Raw genomic sequence first — 18,487 nt, forward strand, 5'->3', positions numbered from 1 at the left:
CGTTATCCAGGCCATGGCGCCGATCACATGTGCCGGAACACAAAGACTGACCGCTGATCCTTGGGTCAATCGGACAGAGGTGATTACGCTTCCCCCCATGCCTGCGTCGGCGCATCCGTCACGGGTCGCTCCGGCCGCGACGGCGGCGGGCGACCGGCGGGAGAACGTGCTCCTGCGCGAGCTGGTGGCCGTCTACAGCCACCTGTCGGGCCTCGCCTCGCAGGACTCCGACGTCGACGGTGTCGTGCGGCTCGTCGCGCACCGCACGGGATCGGCCGTGGCCGTGCTGGGACCCGCGGTCGAGGTGCTCGCCGCCGCCCCTGCCGACACGGGGGAGCGGCTGGCGGAGACCTCGGCGTCCGCCTCGCTCGGGCCCGTCCTCGCGGCGGCCGCGCAGAACCGCAGACCGGTGTCGCTACCGGGACTCGGCGTCGAGGCCGGCCCGGTCGTGGGGCCCGTCGTGGTGGCGCCGATCCTCGTCGGCGACGAGGTCGCGGCGTACCTCGTGACGCTGCCCCCGGTGCAGCCCCGCGCTCCGGAACAAGAGCTCGACGACGACCTGAACCTCCTGCTGACCGAGCACGCGGCCACCATCTGCGGGATCATCCTGGGCCGCGAGCGGGTGGTCGCCGCGGCCGCGGGCCGGGCCCGCACCGACCTGATCGAGGGCCTGCTCCTCGCCAAGGACCGCGACGACGAGGAGGCGCAGCGCTGGGCCGGGCACCTCGGCTTCGTCCGGGGCACCGACCACCACGTCCTCGCCGTGGGGCTGCTCGACGGCGCCGCGGCCGCCGGGCGCGCGCCTGCCGACACCGCCCGCGTGCTCACGCCTGCCCAGCACGTGATCGCGCGCCGGATGCCGGGCGCCATCGTCGCCTTGCGGGACACGGAGGTCGTGGCCGTGGTGCCGGCGCCGCCCGAGCGCGGTGGCGGCCTCGACGGGGTCCGCGCGCTGGCCGAGAAATGCCGGGCGGCGGTGCTGGACCGCCATCCCGAGGCGGCGATCGTCGCGGGCGTCGGCGGGTGCTGCCGCACGGCCGCGGAGATCTCGCGGAGCTACTCCGAGGCACGCAGCGCGGTTGACGCGGCGCGTCGGATGGGCCGGGCACCCGCCGTGCTCGCCTTCGACGACCTGGGCGTACACCGGCTGCTGCTGCAGGTGCCCGACCTCGGCGAGCTGCGCGCCTTCGCCGCGGACGTCCTCGGCGAGCTCGTGCGTGACCGCGAGCACCGCGCCGACCTGGTGGGCACGCTCTGCGAGTGGTTCCGCTGCAACGGCAGCCCGCAGCGCACCGCCCGGGAGCTGCACGTGCACCCCAACACCGTGACTTACCGGATCCGGCGGGTCGAGGAGATCGCGGGCCTGCGGCTGGACCACTACCGTGACCGGCTGATGGCGCAGCTGGCGTGCGAGATCATGCAGGTGCTGGGGGACGTGCCATGACAGGGTCGAACGGGTCGCCCGAGGGGTTCCGGGAGCGGGTGGCACAGGGGGTGCTCGTCGCCGACGGTGCGATGGGCACGGTGTTGCACGCCGCGGGCAACCCGCTGGAGCGGGCGCTACCGGAACTGAACCTGTCCGACCCGGACCAGGTGCAGCGGATCCACGACAGCTACCTCGCCACCGGGGTCGAGCTGATCCAGACCAACACGTTCGGTGCGAGCAGGCTGCGGCTGGAGGTGCACGGCCTCGGTGATCGCACGGCCGAGATCAACATGGCCGGCGTGCGGGTCGCCAGGGCGGCCGCGTCGGCAGCGGGCCGGCCCGTGTTCGTGGCCGGATCGGTGGCCCCGGCCGTCACACTGCAGCAGCGGCGCCGGGTGGCCCCCGCCGACCGTGAGGCGGCGGTGCGCGAGCAGGTGGCCGCGCTCGTCGCCGCCGGCGTCGATGTGATCGTGCTCGAGACCTTCGGCTACCTCGACGAGCTGGTGGAGGCGGCAGGCGTCGCCGTGGCGACCGGAGTTCCGGTGCTGGCCCAGGCCACGTTCGCCGCCGACGGGCGCACCCTCGGCGGGGACACCCCACACGACGTGTGCGCCGCGCTGGCCGACCTGCCCGTTGCGGCGCTGGGCACCAACTGCACACTCGGGCCGCAGGGCGTGCTGGCGGTGGTGCAGGAACTGCGCTCCCACACCGACCTCCCGATGTCGGCGCTGCCCAACGCAGGCCTCCCGCGCCGCACCAGCGGTCCCCGCTTCTCCTACGACGTCGACGCGCACTACTTCGCCCGGTACGCGCAGCTGCTCGTGGCGGCGGGTGTCTCGGTGGTGGGCGGGTGCTGCGGCACCACCCCGGCGCACCTCGATGCGGTCGTCCGGGCGATCGCGCGCACCGTCCCGGGCGTGGCCTCGCGCCGTGCCGCCGCCGTCGCCGAGCCCACCGCCGCCGGGGCCGCAGCCGAGCGGCCCGGACCGCGCTTCGACGTGCTGGCCGAGATCCAGGCCCCGCAGGCCGGGCACGTCGCCGAGGCGCTCACGCAGGCAGAGGCCGTCCAGGCCCTGGGCGTGAACCGGGTGTGGGTGCCCGCGGGCGACGGCCCACGGGCCCAGCTGAACCCGGTGAACCTGGCCGTTCACCTGCAGAACCAGCTCGACGTCGAGGCACTCGCGAGCGTCACCACCTGGGACCGCACGATCATGGCGCTCCAGGCCGACCTGCTCGGGGCCCACGCGCTCGGGGTGCGCCGCGTGGTGTGCGAGACCGGCAGCCCCCCGCTGCTCGGCGACTACCCGCACGTCGACGGTGTGTGGGACGTCGACTCGATCGGCCTGGTCGAGCTGCTGGCGGGCCTCAACGACGGCCGTGACTGCAACGGGCTGCGGCTGGCGGGCAAGACCGCGTTCGAGATCGGGGTGCGGGTGGCGCCGGGTTCGCACGACCTGCACGCCGAGGCCGCCCGTGCGTTGCGCAAGGTGGAGGCGGGGGCGCAGTTCCTCATCACGCGGCCCGTCTACGACTTCGACTCGTTGCAGCGGTTGCGCGACGTGCTGGGCGAGCCGGCACCGCTGCTCGTGTCGGTGCGGCCGCTGCGCAGCTTCGCCGAGGCGGAGTACCTCGCGCACGAGGTGCCCGATACGGCGGTGCCCGCGGCCACCCTCGTCGCGCTCGACCGCGCCGACAGCGGCCGGGACGGGGCAGCGGGTGGCGGAGCGGCGCGGGCCGGCGTGGAGCTGGCGGCTGAGCTCGTGCGAGCGGCCCGGACGTTCGCGGCGGGTGTGGTGCTGGCCCTGCCCTCCGACGCCGAGGCAGCCGCAGAGCTGCTGGCCGCAGCCCGGGGCGACTGAGATGGCGCCACGGTTCCCCGGCGGCGGGTGTGGGTAGCACGACGGTGTGGAGACCGGCGAGCTCAGCCTGGACGCGCTGCGTCGCGAGGCCACGCACTGCACGGCCTGCGAGCTCTACGAGTCCGCCACGCAGACGGTGTTCGGCGAAGGCCCACCCACAGCCTGGCTGATGCTGGTGGGGGAACAGCCGGGCGACAAGGAGGACGTCGCGGGCAGGCCCTTCGTCGGGCCGGCCGGGCGCGTGCTCGACACGGCTCTGGAGCGCGCCGGAATCGACCGGGCCGAGGCGTACCTCACCAGCGCGGTCAAGCACTTCCGGTTCGAGCAGCGGGGCAACCGCCGATTGCACAAGACGCCCGGCGTGACGCACATCCGGGCCTGCCGCCCGTGGCTGGACGGCGAGCTGCGCGCCGTGCGGCCCGCCGTGCTGGCCACCCTCGGCGCGGTCGCGGGCAAGGCGCTGCTCGGGCCGGGTTTCCGCATCAGCCGGGTGCGTGGAGAGGTGCTTGAGTGGGAGGGCCGCAGTCTGGTGCCCACCGTCCACCCCTCGGCGATCCTGCGCGGACCGCCGGAGACCCGCGACGAGGCGCTCGACGCGCTGGTGTCCGATCTGCGGGTGGTGGCCGGTCTGCGCCGCTGATCCGGGCTGGCGGGGACGGCGGCGTCAGTCGGGTAGCGCTCGTAGGGCGGCGCGGAGGCGCAGCATGAGATGAAGGTCGAGTCGGCGTGCGGGCTGGCGCCAGTCGTCGCCGAGGGCCGCGGTCACCGTCTCCAGCCTCTGGTAGAGGGTGTTGACGTGCACGGCGAGCGCTTCGGCCGCTGCACCGGGACGCAGGTTGTGCTCGAGGTAGGCCAAGAGGGTCGCGCTCAGCGGGACGCCCCGTCGTTGCTCAGCGGACAGCAGCGGGCCGAGGTTGCGTTCGATGGCCGTGCGCAGGCCGGCGCGGCCGGCTGTGCTGAGCAGCACGCGGTAGATGCCGAGGTCCTCGGCGGTGCAGAGTTCGCCGACCCGTCCGAGGGCGAGCAACGCGTCCACGATCTGACCGGCCTCGCGGTAGGTCCGCCCCAGCCGCGCGCCTGCCTGCCCCGGACCGTCCGCACCATCGGCGTGTGTGCCATGTGCCCCAGCGGCGACCGGGCCGGCCAGTCCGGCGGTCACGGACCTGAAGCGGGTGCTCCAGGAATCCGTCACCGCCTCGACCGCATCCTGAGGGAGCACGATCACCGTGCGCGACCCGAGGTCGGCGACCACCGCGTTCTTGGGCGCCGCTGCCCGCAACGCGGCCAGCCCGTGGCCCGTCGTGGTGGTCCCGGCGGTGGCCACCAGCACGTTGTAACGGGTCGACGGGTCGAGGCCGGCGAACCGCATCTGGCGGTCGAGCACGGCCGGGTCGGCGCCGGGGTTGTTGAGCAGGTCGGACAGGAACGAGTCGCGAGCTCGGCGGGCCGCCTCGTCGACCGCTTCGGCTCTGGTCAGCGTGAGTGCCAGCGCCGGAGCCGCGCGAGCGAGCAACCGGTCGATGAACTGGTCGTCCAGGAACCTCGATCCATCTGCCGCCGTCGCCGAACCCGTTCCCGAGACGTCACCGGACGCGTCGGACCCGGTGACGACCTCGCAGCCGAGGCTCTCGGCTTCGAGCGCGGGGCCGAGCGCGGGCTCGGTGTGGGGGAGGCTGGTTGCGGGCACCGCGACCAGTGCGCCGAGGACGCGGCGACCGGCGACAACCGGGTACAGACCAGGCTCCGAGTCGACGGCGGCAGTCGGACCGGTGGCGAGAGCGGCCAGCGTGGCGTGTACGGCGGCCAGTCGGTCCGCCGGTATGCCTTCCGGCGGTGGACCGTCGGCAGTGACCAGGTACACCGGGCGGCCGGCCAGCGTACGGACCTCGGCCAGCAGGTCAGCGACCTGACCGCCTCGTAACACCACCTGGGTGAGCATGTTGTCCCAGCGCAGCGCCTGCTCGAGCTCACCAGTGCGCCGTTCCAGTTCGCGGTTGACCCGGTTGAGCTGGGCCAGCCCGTCCTGGTATCGCTGCACCAATCGCTGGTTGTCCAGTGCGACGGCGGCGTGCGCGGCCAGCGCGACCAGCAGCGCGATGTCCTCCCCGGTGAATCGGCGCGGCCGCCGCTCCAGCACGAACAGCACCCCGAGCACCCGGTCGCGGCCGAGCAACGGCACTCCGAGCACGGACCGGGCGTGCTCGGCGCGGGCGGCGGCGTCGTTGTCCGGGTGATGGTTGAACGGCGCGGTCTCGTAGTTGTCGGTCCAGGCCGGCCGCGTGTGGCTCAGTACCTCGCCGGCCAGCCCGGCTTCGGCCGCCATCGACATCCCGACCATGTGGGGGGTGAGCGCGCCGCTCACCGCGTGGATCCGCAGCCGGCGACTCGCCTCCTCGAGGCCGAGGTAGGCCATGTCCACCCCGAGCACCCTCCGGGCGTGCACGACGATGTCGTCGATCAGCCCCAGCTGGTCGCGCGGGCCGGTGGCGGTGAGGTCTGCGGCGACCTCGTTGAGCGTGGCCAGCTCGCGGGCCCGTTGGGTGCGCTGTTCGAGCAGGGCCCGGATACGCAGCGCGGCCACGGCCTCGCCTGCGGCGCGTTCGGTCGATCCTTCCTGCTGGGCCAGCCGGCGCTCGTGGGCCGCGAACTCAGCCTCCGGCGCCTCGCTCAGAAGCAGCTCCAGCCAGCCTCCCTCGCCCACAACCACCTCACTGCTCGTGCGCTTCTCCATCGGAGCAACCAACTAATGGAGACCCCATCCATTGTAGCTACCGTCCACGGCTGATTATCTGGTCGTCACGACACTGAAACGTCGAGAACAACGGAGGACCATGTAGCCAATCGGCATTTCGGTCGACCGATCGTGAATGCCGAAAACCGAGAGTTGTCCGGCGGATCCGCGCGTATCGATCGGGGAAGCGCGGCGACCGCGTCAGCGGGGCCCGGCCGTCGGCGACGTGGCTCGGTGGTTCACCTGGTCGAGTTTCCACGCCTGCGGGTGCGGATCACCGCCGAAGAACCCGGCCTTCCCGGTGAGATCGCTCTTGTGCGCCACTCGACTCGTCGACCATTCTTGAGTCAAACCAACGCAAGGAAATGCCAATGGCGAGCCCTTCCGCCCGCGCCGGCGACGGCATCACCGAGTCGACCCTGGCTCTGTTGCACGAGACCGCCCAGGCGGGACGAGCGGTCGGGGTTCTGCTCAGGGAACCCCGGTCGGCACCTCCCGACGACCCGTTCTCAGCCGGACCCGGGCGTGGAACCACCGCTTCCCTGCTCGCCGGTCTGATCACCGCGTCCCGGGCAACGGTGATCGACCGCCGCGTGATCGCGGACCGAACACCAGGAGAAAGGGCCTGACAATGGCGGCACCCGACAACGTGATCAGCTACTTCCCACGAGACGCCGACTTCGCGACGCTGTCGGAGATCGTCGAGGCGGCCCGGGCCGGGCTGCCGCCGGACGTCCGCGACTTCCTCGACGGCGGTGCCGGGCGGGAGCTGACGCTGCGGCGTAATCGGCAGGCATTCGAACGGTGGGCCTACCGCCCGCGGATCATGACCGGCAACGGCGCGCCGGACCTGACCACGTCGTTCCTCGGCGTCTCGCTGGGGCTCCCGATCCTGACCGCGCCGTTCGGCGCGGACGGGCTGTTTCACCCCGAGGGGCACTGTGCCGTCGCCCGGGCGAACGCGGCCGAGGGCGCGGCCAGCATCGTGCCGGAGGCAGGCACCCACGCGGTCGAGGCGGTCGCGGCAGCCGCCCCGGTCGCGGCGCGGATCGCCCAGATCCACCCCATGGGCAGGCCCTCGAACTTCGCCGCCATGTTGCGGCGGATCGAGGACGCCGGCTACGGCGCCGTGTGTGTGACGGTCGACTGCCCGACCGTCGGTTGGCGCGAGGGCACCCGGCACAACAGGTTCGACCCGGACCCGGCCGTCCTGACCGGCAACTACCCGGTCGGCGGGCCGGTCGCGCTGGACGAGGTCTTCGGGCAGCTGTTCACCCGCACCGAGCCGGACTGGACGTGGGCGGAGCTGGGCGAGCGGATGGCGGCGACCCGGCTGCCGTGGATGGCCAAGGGCATCCTGACCGCTGAGGCCGCCTCCGCGGCGGTGGATGCCGGCGCTTCCGCGGTCCTCGTGTCCAACCACGGCGGGCGCCAGCTCGACGGAGCTCCCGCGGCACTGGAGCAGCTGCCCGAGGTCGCCGCCGCGATCGCCGGCCGGGCACAGATCGCCCTCGACAGCGGTATCCGCTCGGGCACCGATGTGGTCACGGCGCTCGCGTTGGGCGCTGACGTCGTCGTGATCGGCCGGCTCGCCGCCTACGGGCTCGCCGCCGCCGGTGAGGCCGGGGTCCGGCGCATCCACCAGCTGTTGCGCGAGGAGATGCGGACGGTCCTCACCCTGCTCGGCGCCGGCAGCGTGCGTGACCTCGGCCCGGACTTTCTGCAGAAGGCGCAGCCGTGAGTGCTCGCCCACCGGGCAGCTTCTCGCGATTCCCAGGGCCATGGTGCACGTCGGCGTCGTCCACGGCTGGTTCGAGCTGACCATGTCTGCACCGGTCGCCCTGTGGTTGGCCGCGGAGGGGGCGGCCAACCACGGGACGGCATCGAGAACTGTCAGCCGGCCCGAGGCAGCCGCCAGGTGTGCAGGTGCGTCCACGTGAGGGTGAGCCAGTACCGTCCGCTCCAGTCGTCGCTGCGAGTGCGGTAGAGGGAGACGTACTCCGCGGGGAAGCCCGGTGGCACCTCGACCCCGAGCCCGTGGATGAACTCCTCGACCTCGACGTTCAGGTCCGGCCGCAGGCGCAGGTCGTGCGACGCCAGGGAGAGGTGCGCGCGGAAGGCCCGGCGGTCGAACAGGTTCGGCTCGGGGTCCTCGGCGGCCCTGCGCAGCGGTGCCACGGCGGTGTCGATGGCGGCGGCCAGCTCGACGATCAGGGTGTTCGGGGTGCCGTCGGCGAGATGGTGCACGTCGTAGACGACGGCGCCGTCGTCACCGAGCCGCCGGATGCCGCTGTTGACCACCGGGAACGACGTCAGCGAGGCGACGCCCTTGGTGACGGCCTCGACGATCGCGTCCTCGTCGCGGCCGATGTGCTGGCTCCCGACCAGCGTGGCATGCGGCGGGAACGCGTCGGCGGAGATGAACCCGAACTGCGCGCGCAGCTGCGTCGTGATGGTGGTGACGGCGAGGCTCGTGCGCGGGTCCGGGCGCAGGAACACCCCGTAGCGATAGGGATCCCCGGCCTGGCGGGGCGAGAAGCGGGTCATGGGCGGTCCCTGAGGTCGATGGTGTTCGGGGAAAGCGCAACGATCACGGCGTGGGCGCCGGCAGCCGCCAGGTGTGCAGGTGCTCCCACGTGAGCGTGTGCCACCACCGGCCGCTCCAGTCGTCGGCGCAGGTGCGGTAGAGATCGACCGTGTCACCCGGGAACATCGCTGGGGCCTCGACGCCGAGTCCTCGCACGAACTCCTCCACCTCGTCGCCCAGCTCGGGGCGTTCGTAGAGGTCGTGCGAGGCGAGCGAGAGGTGCGCCCGGAACGTCGCGGGGTCGAACCTGTTCGGCTCGGGATCGGCGGCGGGGATGCGCAGGGACGCCACGGCGGCGTCAACGGCCGCGGCCAGTTCCACGAACGACGTGTTGGGAGCCCCGTCGGCGAGATGGTGCACGTCGAATATCACCCCGCGACCCGGTCGCCGGATCCCCTGGTTGACCACCGGGAACGCGGTCAGCGGGACCAGAGCCTTGGTGACGGCGTCGACGATCGTGTCCTCGTCGCGGCCGAGATGCTCGCTGCCGACCAGCGTGGCGTGCGGCGGGAACGCCCCGGCGGAGACGAGACCGAACTGTGCGCGCACGTGCGTGGTGATCCTGGTGACCGCCATGCAGGTGCGTGGGTCGGGCCGGAGGTAGACGCCGTAGCGGTAGGGATCACCGGGCGCCACAGGAGAGAAGCGGGTCACTGGCCGGCCTGCTCGCGGTAGTCCTTGATGATGTTCGTGCCGGTGGACTGGGCCTGTGAGACCGCCCCGTCGAACGGGGTGGTGCCGCCGAAGGCGCGGTACAGCGACGTGATCATGGCCTGCCGGATCCGCGGCAGCGCGCCGGACAGGCAGCCCGCCGTGGCCGGGCTCGCGGGAGTGTGGTTGAACTCCTGCATCACCGCCCCCCATGCCGGGTGCTGCGCGAGGAACTGTTGCTGCGTCGGGCTCTGGTCGACCTTCACGTTGATCGGCGCGTATCCGGACGCGTGCGAGAACTGTTCCTGCACCGGCGGAGAGTCGAGGTAGCTGATGGCCTTCCAGCTCGCGGCCTGGTGCGCGGCGTCGTGGCCCGGGCCGCTGACCCACAGCGACGCACCGCCGATGATCGCACCGGCCTGTCTTGCCGGCCCGGACACCGGGATCGGGAGTGCCGTGTACCCGGTCAGGCCACCCGTGGTGAGGTCGCCGATGACTCCCGAGGAGTTGAACATCATCGCGACCTTGCCCGCGATGAACGCCTGGGTGAGCGCGTCGTCGTCGGAGCCGGTGTCGAGAGCCACGCCGTCGGTGTAAAGGCCGGTGATCGTCTCGAGGCTGGCGCGCTGCTCCGGGTTGTTCAGGCTGAACGCGGTGGCCCCGGCGCCGGTACGCCCGTTGTCCGGCGTGCAGTACTCGGCGCCTGCGGCAGCCGTCATCTGCTCGAACCACCAGCCGTCGCCCTGGGGTTCGGCGAACCCCGCCACCCCCGGTATCGCCGAGTGGATCTTCCGTGCCGCCGCGTCCAGGCCGGTCATGGTGGTGAGCGTGGACGTGTCGACACCGGCCCTCGCCAGGAGCGAGTCGTTGACGTACAGCATCGGCATCGAGGTGTTGAACGGCGCCGAGAGCAGCTTCCCGTCGGCGGTGTAGTAGTTCCGCGCTGCGGGTCGGAGATCCCGCAGGTTCAGCTCGCCCGGGTTCGCGGCCGCGAGATCCTGCGCGCTGACCGTCTGCCCGGCGTCATGGATGAAGCCGGTGGATACATCGTTGGACAGCAGCATGTCGGGTGTGTTGCCGTCCCGGATGGCCGAGGTGTACTTCGCGAGCGTGTCGTCGTAGTCGCCCTGGAAGACCGCCTGCACGGTGATGTGGTCGGCGTTGTGGGCGTTGAACCCGGCCACGGCGTCCTGCAGCGCCTTGCCTGCCGCTCCGCCGAGGCCGTACCAGAGGGTCACGGTGACGGGCCCCGCCTGCGCGAGTGCCGACGGGCCGGGTGCGGGGCCCGAGGCGGGAGCCGTGGAGCTCGAGCAGGCGGCGCTCAGCGCGGTCACCAGGATTGCGAGAACGGTGACGGCGAGGCGCCTCCGGGTGCGGTGGTCCGTGCGCATGGACTTCCCTTCTCCCCGCACTCGACGGGGACACCTCGATCAGGACACGTGACGGGCGAGCGGGGAACGGCGGTCAGGTGATCCGCGCCGCCAGGCCGCGCACGAGGAACCGCTGCCCGAGGAGCACCAGCAGCAGCGTGGGGGCGAGCACGACGAGAGTGCCCGCGTAGATCACCCCCGGTGCGCCGAACTCACCGGCGACGAGCTGGGCGAGGCCGACCTGCACGGTGCGGTGCGCGGGGGAGTCGGTGATCAGCAGCGGCCAGAAGTAGCCGTTCCAGGCCGACAGAGCCGACCACAGCGCGGCCGTCACGAGCTGCGGCCACGTCATCGGCACCACCACGTGCGCCAGGCAGCGCAGGTGGCCCGCGCCGTCGAGCCGCGCGGCCTCCCACACCTCCCGGGGCAGGGTGGAGAACGCCTGGCGCAGGAGGAACACGGGATACGCGACGCACAGGTAGGGGAGTGCGATCGCGACGACGGTGTCGCGCAGCCCCAGGCCGCTCACGGTCTCGACGTTCGGGATGACGACGCTCTCCCCGGGGATCGCGAGCGTGGCGACGACGACGGCGAACGCCGCGGTCCGTCCGCGCCAGGAGGGGAAGACGAGCGCGTAGGCGGCGAGGGATCCCGTGATCAGCTGGGCGCCCGTCTGCAGCAGCGTGACGGCCGCGCTGACCAGGTACTGCTGGAGGAGCGGTATCACGCTCAGGGCCTGCCGGACGTTGTCGAGCGTCATCCGCCGCGGGTCGGGGAGAAGATCCCCGCGCGCGACGTCACCGGCCGGCAGGAAGGCCGTGGCCAGGGTGGCGTAGACGGGGAACAGCACGATCACACAGAGCACGACGAGCCCCGTCCAGCGCAGCACACCGGCCGTCCGGGAGGACGCTGCCGCTCCCCGCGTGTGGGCCGCGGCCGGCGAGAGCGGTTCGGCCGCTCGCGGGCGCGTCGGTGCGGACGCGGTCATGAACGCTCCCGGGCCAGGCGGAACTGGGCCGCCGTGGCCAGGACGACGAGCACGAGCAGCAGCAGGGCCAGCGCCGATGCCGTGCCGTACTGCGGCGAGCCGCCGCCGAAGGCCCGCTGGTAGAGCTCGAAGACCAGCGTGTGGGTGGCGTCCGAGGGGCCGCCCCCGGTCAGCACCTGCACCTGCGTGAAGATCTGCAGCCCGCTGACGGTCTGGGTGACCACGAGGAACAGCAGGCTCGGGCGCAGCGCCGGCACCACGATCGAGAACGCGGTGCGCACCTCTCCGGCCCCGTCGAGCGCGGCCGCTTCGAGGACCTCACGGTCCAGCCGGGAGATCGCCGCGACCAGGACGAGGAAGGTGAATCCGAACTCGTACCAGGCGGTCGTGATGACGATGGCGGCAATCGCCGCCACCGGGCTCGCGAGCCAGTTCGGCCCGGCGATGCCGGCCAGGGCGAGTGTGCGGTCGAGGATGCCCACCGCCGGGGCGAACAGGCCGGCGAACGTGGCCGACACGGCGGCGGTGGAGTAGGCGAAGGGCAGCGACAGTACGAGGGAGGCGACACGCCCGCCCCGGGGCGCCGCCCCGCGCATGAGGAGCGCGGCGGCGAGCCCGGCACCGGTCGCCAGTGCGGTGGCGAGCACGGCGATCAGCACCGTCGTCAGGATCACGCGGCGCAACTCGGGGTCGCTGCCCAGGCGCTCGAAGTTCTCGGCCCCCACGAACCGCGTCGGACGGCCGAGCAGGTCGCTCCCGTGCACGCTGAGATAGCCGCTCTGCGCCGTCGGCCAATAGGCGAACAGGGCGAGCAGCACCAGGCACGGCGCCATCAACAACGGTCCGGCGAAGCGGTTCCGGGACAGCGGCGTGGGAACGTTCCCCAACACGTCACGAACGTTGCTGCCCACGGGTGGCCGCGGCGCCGATGCGGGCTGAACAGGCCCTGAACGAGGTGGAACGGCTCAGCGGCGTGGCGGTCCGGCCGTCCGGCCGCTGATCAGTTGTCCGTTGATCGCCTGGTGGCGGGTATCCGTGGTGAGTCCCTCGACGTGGGAAACGACCTCATCCACGGCGCGCGTGCCGAGGTCGGCCAGCGGCTGCACCCATGTCGTGAGACCGAGCAACGGCGTCGTCAGCGGTGCCACCCCGTCGTAGCCGGTGACGGAGAGGGCATCCGGCGCCCGCAGCCCGCGCCGGTCCAGCGCCTCGAGGATCTCGAGGGCATAGGGGTCGGTGGGAGCCATGACCGCCGTGATCGCCCGGTCGGCGAGGAGGCGGGCGACGAGACCGTCGATCCCGCCGCCGGCGCGGGTCTCCTCGTCGGGCGCCTCGACCACGTCGGCTCCCAGCTCGCGCAGCCGGCGGGCCATCTCGGCGGTACGGGGCGCCTGGGTCAAAGAGCGTTCCGGCCGGAGCGTCACCACCATGATCCGGCGGTGCCCGAGCGACCACAGATGGTCGGCCATCCCGCGCCCGCCGTGGATCTCGTCGCAGTAGACGCTGCTCAGGGCCTCGTCCCGCGCCGGGCGCCCCGCGAGGACCGTGGGAACGCGGCGGGCATGCTGCAGGACGTCCGCGACGGGGACCAGGCCGCTGCAGACCACGAGCCCCTCCACCTGGAGCCCGACGAGCGTCTCCAGCGCCCGTCGTTCGTCGGAGACGGCGAAGCTCCCCGACCCCGTGGCCGTCACCACCCGGTACCCCCGCGCGGCCGCGCGCTCCTGCATCGCGGTGAGCAGGTGCCCGTAGTACGGGTTGGAGGCGTCGCGCACGAACGCACCGATGGTGTGCGTACGCCGGGCGACCATCCCGCGGGCCATGGCGTTCGCGACGTACCCGAGCTCGGCGGCGGCCAGCCGGACGCGCTCCTGTGTGCCGGCCGCCACCCCGCCGGACCCGCTGAGGGTGCGCGAGACGACCGATTTCGACACGCCCGCCCGCCGCGCGACGTCGATGATCGTCGGAGCCGTGCGCGGGTCAGGCACCCGGCACCGCTACACCTGCCGACGCGAGGTCGGTGAGGCACTGCCGTGGCCCCTGCCACCGGAACGCCGACCACCCGCTCTGCTGCGCAGCGAGGACGTTGACGGGCCGGTCGTCGAAGAACACCAGCTCGGTGGCGGGCAGACCGAGTGCGTCCTCCACCGTGGCGTACACGCCGGGGTCCGGCTTGGCGAGACCCATGTCGCACGAGAAGAGCTTGGTCGGGAACCTCGCTCCCCATCGGGAGCCGCGTACCTGCTCGGCCATGGATCGGGGCGCGTTGGACAGCAGTGCCAGCTGCACCCCCGTCCGTGCGATGGCGTCGATGAGCTCAGCGGCCCCGGGGGCGAGCTCGGACCATCGCTGCGCGTCCGCCGAGTCCAGCCGGCGCACCTGCGCGGCGGTCAGGACCCGGCCGAGGTCGTTGGCCACGCGGTTCCAGTAGTCCTCCGCCGCGCTGCCCAGGTCGTAGGCGTCGCGGTGGCGCCAGTAGGCCGCCGCAAAGCTCGTGGCGGCCACGCCGAGCTCGGCGGCGAAAGCGAAGATGCCGTCGGCGGAGCCGCCCAGCACACCCCCGATATCGAACACGACGGCGCTGGGCGGCCCGGTGCGGTCCACGTGGCCACTCTATGGAAGCTCCTCGGGCAGCGGCAGGGCGCCCGTGCCGACGGGGAGGGCCGCGGTCCGTGTGAGTGCGGCTAGTCGGCAGCCACGGCGTTCCCGACGTGGATGTCGAACTCGCCGTCGGGGGCGTCCACCGCGACGTGGCTTCCTGGCCCGAGCTTGCCGGCCAGCAGGAGGCCGGAGAGCCGGTTGTCGATCTCGCGCTGGATCGTGCGACGCAGAGGACGTGCCCCGAACTCGGGCTGATGTCCCAGCTCCGCCAGCCGCCGCACCGCGGCAGGCGTGAACTCGATGCTGATGTTCTGTGCCTGCAGTCGACGTCGAGTGTCCTCCAGCAGCAGGTCGGTGATCGTGGCGAGTTGCTCGGGGTCGAGCCGGCGGAACACGATGATCTCGTCGATGCGGTTGAGGAACTCCGGGCGGAAGATCTCCCGCAGCCGCGGCATGATCCGGTCTCGCAGCGCGGCATCGTCACGAGCCCCGGCGTCGGCAGAGCTGCCGAAGCCCAGGGTCGCGCCGTGGCCGGAGACCAGTTCCGAGCCCACGTTGCTGGTCATGATGATCACGGTGTTGCGGAAGTCGACGGTGCGGCCCTGCCCGTCGGTCAGCCGCCCGTCCTCGAGCACCTGCAGCAGCACGTTGAACACGTCCGGGTGCGCCTTCTCGACCTCGTCGAGAAGCAGCACGGAGTACGGCCGGCGCCGGACGGCCTCGGTGAGCTGGCCGGACTCGCCGTAGCCGACGTAGCCGGGCGGCGCCCCGACCATCCGGGCCACGGTGTGCCGCTCGCCGTACTCGCTCATGTCCAGGCGCACCATCCGGTCCTCGTCGCCGAACAGCGCGACCGCGAGCGCCCGCGCCAGCTCGGTCTTGCCGACGCCGGTGGGGCCGAGGAACAGGAAGCTCCCCACCGGCCTGCCCTCGTCGCCGAGGCCGGCGCGGTTGCGCCGGATCGCCTCGGCCACGGCCGTGACGGCCTCGTCCTGGCCCACCACCCTGCTGTGCAGCTCCTGCTCCAGGCGCAGGAGCCGGTCGCGCTCGGTCTCGGTCAGCTCGGACACCGGCACCCCGGTCTGGCGCGACACGACATCGGCGATGTCGCCGACCCCCACCTCGGGAACGCTGTCGTCGGGCTCGTCCCCGGAGCCCAGGCGTGTGCGCAGCTCGGCGATCTGGTCACGCAGCTCGGTGGCCCGTTCGTACTGCTCATGGGCCACGGCCTGGTCCTTGTCCCGTTCGAGCTGCTCGAGCCGGCGTTCCATCCCGCGCCGGTCACTCGAGGGAGTGCGGGTGCGCAGCCGCACCCGTGCCCCGGCCTGGTCCATGAGGTCGATCGCCTTGTCGGGCAGGTACCGGTCGGTGATGTAGCGGTCCGACAGCTCGACGGCGGCGCGCAGCGCGTCCTCGGTGTAGCGCACCTGGTGGTGGGCCTCGTAGCGGTCGCGCAGCCCGTTCAGGATCTCGATCGCGTCCTGGGCGCTCGGTTCCGGTATCAGGACGGGCTGGAACCGGCGGGCGAGCGCGGCGTCGGACTCGATGTGCTTGCGGTACTCGTCGAGCGTCGTGGCGCCGATGACGTGCAGCTCGCCGCGGGCGAGTGCGGGCTTGAGCATGTTGCTCGCGTCCATGGCGCCCCCGGTCTCCCCGCCGCCTCCGCCCGCGCCCACCATCGTGTGCAGCTCGTCGATGAAGACGATCAGCTGGTCGCCGTGGTTACGGATCTCGTCGATGAGCGCCCGCAGCCGTTCCTCGAAGTCGCCGCGGTAGCGGGTGCCGGCGACCACGCCGGAGAGCTGTAGTTCCACGACGCGGCGGCCGAGGAGCGTGTCGGGGACGTCCCCGTCGACGATGCGCTGGGCGATGCCCTCCACGATGGCGGTCTTCCCCACGCCCGCCTCACCGATGAGCACCGGGTTGTTCTTGGTGCGTCGCGACAGCACCTCGATGGTCTGCTCGATCTCGTCAGCGCGCCCGACCACGGGATCCAGCCGGCCGCCGCGCGCGGCCGCCGTGAGGTCCTGGCCGAACTGGTCGAGTGTCGGGGTGTTCGACGTGGCCGGCCCGGACTGCGGGCCGCCGGGCACGCCCGGCTGCACACCCGACTGCGGCGGCCCGAAGCCGGACGGCCCGCCGCGCGAGAGAGCCTGGGCGAGCAACCTTCCCGCGGCCGACTCCGTGTTGGTCGCGATGGCCAGCAGCACGTGTTCGGGCCCGATGTAGGTGGAGCCGAGGGAGCGCGCCACCTGGTGCCCGTCGAGCAGCGCGCGCTTCGCGGCGGGCGTGAGGGTGGGAGCGCGGCCGGTCGGCTCGCTGTGCCGCAGCCGTTCGTCCAGCAGCCGGGCCATGGCGTCCGGATCGACACCGGCCCGGTCGAGCCACCGTCGCGTCGCGTCGATCACGGTGGAGGCGAGCAGGAGGTGCTGTGTGTCGAGATCGGTCTCGCCGCGGTCCATGGCCTCCTGCGCGGCGGCCATGACGAGCTCGCGGGCGCCCGCGCTCATCAGCCGGTTGAAGTCGACCCGCCGTACCGGGCCGCGGGGACCACCGGTGCCCGAGCCGGAGCCGAGGTAGCGGGCGATGAACTCGTCGAACGAGCCTGGCTCGTCGGGCCCGGTGAAACTGGTCATCAGCACGGCCTTCCCGTCGGATGTGGTTCGCGGTGAAGCGTTCCCCCGGGGCCGAGCGTGAAACGGGCCTCGTGGTTCGCGGCTCTCGAGAGGTGACGCCGATCGATCGCCCCGCCGTCCGGTTGATCGACATTGCTGTATATGCAACACTGTGGCCGTGGGTGCTTCCGACATCGACGAGATCGTGTCCGACTGCCTGGCGGTGCGCGTCCGGCTGATCGGCCGTGCCGTCACGGGCCTCTACGACGGCGCCCTTGCCCGCCATGGCCTGACCATCGCTCAGGTCAATCTCCTGGCCGCTCTGGGCAGGGTCGGCCCGTGCTCGCCGTCGAAGCTCGGCGATGTGCTGCAGCTGGAGAGGTCCACGGTCAGCCGGAATCTGAATCTGCTGCTGAACCACGGCTGGGCCGAGGCGCTGTCCTCCGATGCGAAAGGGGTGCGGGAGGTCGCGCTCACCCGGGCCGGCCGGGTCAAGATCGCGTCGGTGATGCCCGAATGGCGCCAGGCTCAGCGACAGGCTGCGCAGCTTCTCGGCGCGACGGGCGTGAAGGCGGTCGAGGAAGTCGCGAGTGGCATGGGGTACAGGCCAGGCGTCTAGATGCACGGATCGGCTCGGGAACATTCCAACCGCAAGACGTTGCATACACATCAAGAGGAGGCCGGTCAGATGAACGCGTCGTTCGCGAACAAGGTGGTGCTGGTCACGGGCGCATCGCGTGGAATCGGCAGGGGTGTGGCGCTGGCGTTCGCCCGGGAAGGAGCGCGGCTGGTTCTTGCGGCCCGCTCGGACGACCGGCTTGCCGAGGTGGAGAAGGAGGTCCGCGACCTGGGCGCGGAAGCGCTGTCGGTCCCGACGGACGTGACCTCCCCTGATGCGGTGGCAGCGCTGGTCGACGAGGCGATGACCCGATTCGGCAGGATCGATGTGCTGGTGAACAACGCCGGAATCGGGAAGGTGGGCGGTGTCGAGTCGGCGGGGTTCGAGGACGACGTCCGTCAGACACTGCAGGCGAGTCTCTTCGGGATGATCCACGTGACCCAGCGCGTGCTTCCGATACTCCGGCGCCAAGGGTCGGGCGCGATCGTCACCATGTCGTCCGTGATGGGGCGCAAAGCGTTCGCCCGGTTCGGCTCGTACGCGATCGTGATGCACGCGGTCTCTGCGTTCTCCGACAGTCTTCGCCAGGAGGTGGCCGACAGCGATATCCGGGTCTCCGTCATCCATCCTGCGCTCACCGCCACGGACCTGTTGCGGGAGGCGGAGGAAGCCGAGATGCCTCCCCCGTTCCGGCACATGACTCCGCTGTCGCCGGACGACGTCGCGCGAGCCGTGGTCATGGCGGTCCGGCGCGGGAGACGACGTGTCGTGGTGCCGCGGACGGCGAACATGCTGCTGCTCGGCGAGGCGCTGTCACCTCGCATCGGCGACTCGATCGCCACCGCTCTGACGCTGCGGCCCATCGCCGGACTGCTCGGGATGAGCCGCGGGAGGACCTACCACGAAACGATCGCCACTCGCGCAAGCGCATGACCCTCGCCGCGGAGCGGTGCGTCGCCGCAGGGTGGGGGCTGGATCTTCCCTGGCGCGAACGGCACCGCCCGAGGCCGGGCGCGCCGGACGCGGTGACGGTGGTGTGG

The 18,487-nt window shown here is 72.2% G+C and carries 17 protein-coding genes; 7 read left to right on the top strand and 10 right to left on the bottom strand.

The features are described from left to right. The first annotated feature begins 97 nt into the window (after positions 1–97). The 3 genes from MMF94_RS07485 to MMF94_RS07495 are packed head-to-tail and all read left to right on the top strand — an operon-like array spanning position 98 to position 3,925. On the top strand, positions 98–1,444 hold the full coding sequence (locus MMF94_RS07485; protein WP_241035554.1) for a PucR family transcriptional regulator: 1,347 nt from the start codon (positions 98–100) through the stop codon (positions 1,442–1,444). Next, positions 1,441–3,285 carry a bifunctional homocysteine S-methyltransferase/methylenetetrahydrofolate reductase gene (locus MMF94_RS07490; protein ID WP_241035555.1) on the top strand — a complete coding sequence of 615 codons (1,845 nt, stop codon included), beginning with the start codon at positions 1,441–1,443 and terminating at the stop codon, positions 3,283–3,285. Before MMF94_RS07485 ends, MMF94_RS07490 begins: the two co-directional genes overlap by 4 nt. A 46-nt stretch (positions 3,286–3,331) precedes the next feature. Then, the gene (locus MMF94_RS07495) at positions 3,332–3,925 is read left to right on the top strand and encodes a UdgX family uracil-DNA binding protein (protein WP_241035556.1); all 594 of its coding nucleotides are present in this window, start codon (positions 3,332–3,334) and stop codon (positions 3,923–3,925) included. A 24-nt stretch (positions 3,926–3,949) separates the two neighbouring features. On the opposite strand, the gene MMF94_RS07500 is transcribed toward MMF94_RS07495, so the two are convergent. Both MMF94_RS07500 and MMF94_RS43275 read right to left on the bottom strand, forming a co-directional pair. Next, complete coding sequence (locus MMF94_RS07500) at positions 3,950–6,016, bottom strand: helix-turn-helix domain-containing protein (protein WP_241035557.1); 2,067 nt, start codon at positions 6,014–6,016, stop codon at positions 3,950–3,952. A 201-nt stretch (positions 6,017–6,217) separates the two neighbouring features. Further along, complete coding sequence (locus MMF94_RS43275; protein WP_277398670.1) at positions 6,218–6,340, bottom strand: hypothetical protein; 123 nt, start codon at positions 6,338–6,340, stop codon at positions 6,218–6,220. 47 nt (positions 6,341–6,387) lie between these two features. On the opposite strand from MMF94_RS43275, the gene MMF94_RS07505 reads away from it, so the two are divergent. Continuing rightward, positions 6,388–6,645 (top strand): hypothetical protein, encoded by a 258-nt coding sequence (locus MMF94_RS07505; protein WP_241035558.1) that lies wholly within the window; start codon positions 6,388–6,390, stop codon positions 6,643–6,645. A 2-nt stretch (positions 6,646–6,647) separates the two neighbouring features. Continuing rightward, positions 6,648–7,757, top strand: coding sequence for an alpha-hydroxy acid oxidase (locus MMF94_RS07510; protein ID WP_241035559.1), 1,110 nt, complete (start codon positions 6,648–6,650; stop codon positions 7,755–7,757). Positions 7,758–7,909: 152 nt separating this feature from the next. Here MMF94_RS07510 and MMF94_RS07515 read toward each other — a convergent pair whose 3' ends face one another. From MMF94_RS07515 to MMF94_RS07550, 8 genes are all read right to left on the bottom strand, one after another. Further along, positions 7,910–8,563, bottom strand: coding sequence for a 2'-5' RNA ligase family protein (locus MMF94_RS07515; protein WP_241035560.1), 654 nt, complete (start codon positions 8,561–8,563; stop codon positions 7,910–7,912). A 43-nt stretch (positions 8,564–8,606) separates the two neighbouring features. Continuing rightward, entirely contained in the window at positions 8,607–9,257 is a 651-nt protein-coding gene (locus MMF94_RS07520; protein ID WP_241035561.1) for a hypothetical protein, read from the bottom strand. Further along, the gene (locus MMF94_RS07525; protein ID WP_241035562.1) at positions 9,254–10,645 is read right to left on the bottom strand and encodes an ABC transporter substrate-binding protein; all 1,392 of its coding nucleotides are present in this window, start codon (positions 10,643–10,645) and stop codon (positions 9,254–9,256) included. Before MMF94_RS07525 ends, MMF94_RS07520 begins: the two co-directional genes overlap by 4 nt. A 73-nt stretch (positions 10,646–10,718) precedes the next feature. Next, positions 10,719–11,612 (bottom strand): carbohydrate ABC transporter permease, encoded by an 894-nt coding sequence (locus tag MMF94_RS07530; RefSeq protein WP_241035563.1) that lies wholly within the window; start codon positions 11,610–11,612, stop codon positions 10,719–10,721. Continuing rightward, positions 11,609–12,502, bottom strand: coding sequence for a carbohydrate ABC transporter permease (locus tag MMF94_RS07535; RefSeq protein ID WP_241035564.1), 894 nt, complete (start codon positions 12,500–12,502; stop codon positions 11,609–11,611). Before MMF94_RS07535 ends, MMF94_RS07530 begins: the two co-directional genes overlap by 4 nt. 75 nt (positions 12,503–12,577) lie before the next feature. Further along, positions 12,578–13,600: a LacI family DNA-binding transcriptional regulator gene (locus MMF94_RS07540; RefSeq protein ID WP_241035565.1), complete on the bottom strand. Its 1,023-nt coding sequence runs from the start codon at positions 13,598–13,600 to the stop codon at positions 12,578–12,580. Continuing rightward, a complete protein-coding gene (locus MMF94_RS07545) occupies positions 13,593–14,216 on the bottom strand; it encodes an HAD family hydrolase (RefSeq protein WP_241035566.1) in 624 nt (207 codons plus the stop codon). Before MMF94_RS07545 ends, MMF94_RS07540 begins: the two co-directional genes overlap by 8 nt. A gap of 80 nt (positions 14,217–14,296) precedes the next feature. Further along, a complete protein-coding gene (locus MMF94_RS07550; RefSeq protein WP_277398671.1) occupies positions 14,297–16,849 on the bottom strand; it encodes an ATP-dependent Clp protease ATP-binding subunit in 2,553 nt (850 codons plus the stop codon). A 157-nt stretch (positions 16,850–17,006) separates the two neighbouring features. Here MMF94_RS07550 and MMF94_RS07555 point away from each other — a divergent pair, with 157 nt between their 5' ends. Beyond that, a complete protein-coding gene (locus tag MMF94_RS07555; RefSeq protein WP_241035567.1) occupies positions 17,007–17,447 on the top strand; it encodes a MarR family winged helix-turn-helix transcriptional regulator in 441 nt (146 codons plus the stop codon). Between the two features lie 69 nt (positions 17,448–17,516). Then, the gene (locus MMF94_RS07560; protein WP_241035568.1) at positions 17,517–18,380 is read left to right on the top strand and encodes an SDR family oxidoreductase; all 864 of its coding nucleotides are present in this window, start codon (positions 17,517–17,519) and stop codon (positions 18,378–18,380) included. The last annotated feature ends 107 nt before the right edge of the window (positions 18,381–18,487 follow it).

Origin of the sequence: Pseudonocardia alaniniphila (genome assembly GCF_022524485.1) — a bacterium.
GTDB lineage: Bacteria > Actinomycetota > Actinomycetes > Mycobacteriales > Pseudonocardiaceae > Pseudonocardia > Pseudonocardia alaniniphila.